Source organism: Micromonospora sp. LOL_023 (assembly GCF_048060115.1).
In the GTDB taxonomy this organism is placed as follows: Bacteria; Actinomycetota; Actinomycetes; order Mycobacteriales; family Micromonosporaceae; genus Micromonospora_E.
Genome location: NZ_JBHMIM010000146.1, coordinates 1 through 2,321 on the forward strand (window position 1 = coordinate 1; position 2,321 = coordinate 2,321).

Annotated in this window: 2 protein-coding genes; both read left to right on the forward strand. The window is 70.6% G+C overall.

What is annotated here, in order from left to right; genetic code table 11:
- Positions 1-242 precede the first annotated feature (242 nt).
- Positions 243-1,472: a histidine kinase gene (locus tag ACFHVL_RS31130; RefSeq protein ID WP_416632193.1), complete on the forward strand. Its 1,230-nt coding sequence runs from the start codon at positions 243-245 to the stop codon at positions 1,470-1,472.
- 34 nt (positions 1,473-1,506) lie between these two features.
- Positions 1,507-2,160, forward strand: coding sequence for a response regulator (locus ACFHVL_RS31135; RefSeq protein WP_416632194.1), 654 nt, complete (start codon positions 1,507-1,509; stop codon positions 2,158-2,160).
- Positions 2,161-2,321: the final 161 nt, after the last annotated feature.

A 2,321-nucleotide genomic window follows, 5' to 3' on the forward strand; every position in this document is an offset into this window, starting at 1 on the left:
ACAACGCCGCCCTCATCTGCCTCGCCCGCCGCCGCGTCGACGTCCTCCACGCCATGCTCCGCACCCAACGGGCATACCAGCCCAAAACGGCGGCCGAACCCCGCCTCGCCGCTTGACACAACCCATAGGGACACCCCCCAGTGGACCCGGCGGGCACGGCCCAGCACACGGGCTCAGACGCGACTTGCGGGGTAGCGTGTGCGCTACCCCGCGCGGCCGATGCGATCCGTAGGGTTCGAGACATGAGCGACGCCTGGACCGCCGTACGCGGACACCCCGCACGGTTCCTGGCCTCAGTGTGGCCGTGGCGCTCACTGGCGTACCTGGTCACCACCGTGCCGATCGGTCTGGCCTGGCTGACCGTCCTGGCCGTGGTGGTCGCGGTGGGTGCGGCCACGGTCGTGCTGATCGCGGGACTTCTCGTGCTGATCGCGGGACTTCTCGTGCTGGCCGGGATGCCGGTGCTCGTTCACCTGGCCGCCGCCGGTGAGCGGCGTCGACTCCGGCTGATCCACCCCGGGCGGCCGGTGCACCAGCCACCAGCGCTACGCGGTCCGGCGCATCGCCGGGCGTCCTGGCCGGAGGCGGGCGTCACGGTCCTGCTCACGACGCTGTTCTGGATCGCCGACGCCGTGCTGCTGATCCTGCTGACGGTTCCAGTGCTGCTGCTCCTCGCCCCGGTGCTGGTCCGTTCCGGCGCGATCGACCTCGCCGGGTGGCGGGTCGACACCACCGGTGAGGCATGGGCCGTGGCGCCCGCCGGCCTCGTCACCCTGGTCCTGCTGATGTACGCGGCCACCGCGCTCGCCTGCGGCCAGGCGGCACTGGTCCGGCACCTGCTAAACCCGCCCGAGGCCCAGCTGGCCGAAGCGGTCCAGCAGCTGCGCAGGTCCCGGACCGGGCTGGTCGACGCCTTCGAAACCGAACGCCGCCGAATCGAGCGCGATCTCCACGACGGCGTCCAGCAGCGCCTCGTCGCCCTGACTATGACACTGGGCAGCGCCGAACTGGACCTGCCCGCCGGCCCCGGCCTCGATCTCGTCCGCGAGGCGCACCAGCAGGCCGAGCAGGCCCTCGCCGACCTGCGCACCACGATCCGGGGCATCCATCCCCGGGTACTGACCGACCACGGCCTCGCCGCAGCCGTGCACGAGATCGCCGGCCGGTCACCAGTCCCGGTCCACCTCCAGCTCGCCGTCGGCGGCCGGCTCCCGCCCGTGGTCGAGGCCGCGGCCTACTTCTTCGTCAGCGAGAACCTCACCAACGTCGCCCGCCACGCCCGCGCCCGATCGGCACAGGTGCACGCGTGGATCGAGGACCACACGCTGATCGTCTCGGTCGTCGACGACGGCGTCGGCGGTGCTGACCCACGGGCGGGCACCGGTCTCGCCGAACTGCACGCCCGGCTCGACGCCCTCGACGGCGAACTCGACATCACCAGCCCCACCGGGGCCCGACCCAGGTCAGGATGACGTGCCCGATCCACTGACACCGGCACAGAACGCGCTGCGGATCGTGGTCGCCGAGGACGCGGCCCTGCTCCGGGAAGGGCTGGTGCGGATTCTCGAACGCGCCGGCCACGAGGTCGTCGCGGCCGTCGGTGACGCGCACAGCCTGCTCACGTACGCCGGAAACTGCCACCCCGACCTCGTCGTCACCGACATCCGCATGCCACCCACCCACACCGACGAGGGACTGCGCGCGGCGGCGATGATCCGGGCCACTCAGCCCGGCATCGCGATCATGTTGCTGTCGGCCTACGTCGCCGACGCCTACGTCGGCGAACTGCTCGACTCGACTCCCGGCGGGGGCATCGGCTACCTGCTCAAGGACCGGGTCGGCCACGTACGCGACTTTTTGGACAGCATCGACCGGGTCGCCGTCGGCGGCACGGTTGTCGATGCCGAGGTCGTCCGTCAACTCGTCAGGCTGCGGCGGGCCGACGGTCCACTCGCCGGCCTCACCGAACGCGAACGCGAAGTGCTCGCGCTCATGGCCGAAGGCCACACCAACCACGGGATCGCCGGCAAGTTGTTCGTGAGCGAGGCAGCGGTACGCAGGCACATCGGCAACATCTTCGCGAAGCTTCCGCTCGACCCGCACTCGGATCGCCGGGTCTCCGCCGTCCTCACCTACCTACGCGGCTCACCGAGCGCGTGAGACCCCCGACTATCGGTACCCACTGCCGGTCTGACCGGGCTCCCTGTGCCGGTGGCAGAGTCACGTCGGCACAGGGAGGCCCGATCGTAGTGCTAGCCTCGGTCTTGCATTAAGTGTTGATCATGGATGCCTGACGGCTTGTTGATCTTGATTCGTCGGTC

Coding starts and splice junctions, on each gene's coding strand:
- ACFHVL_RS31130 (WP_416632193.1), top strand. CDS start 243: ATGAGCGACGCCTGGACCGCCGTACGCGGACACCCCGCACGGTTCCTG.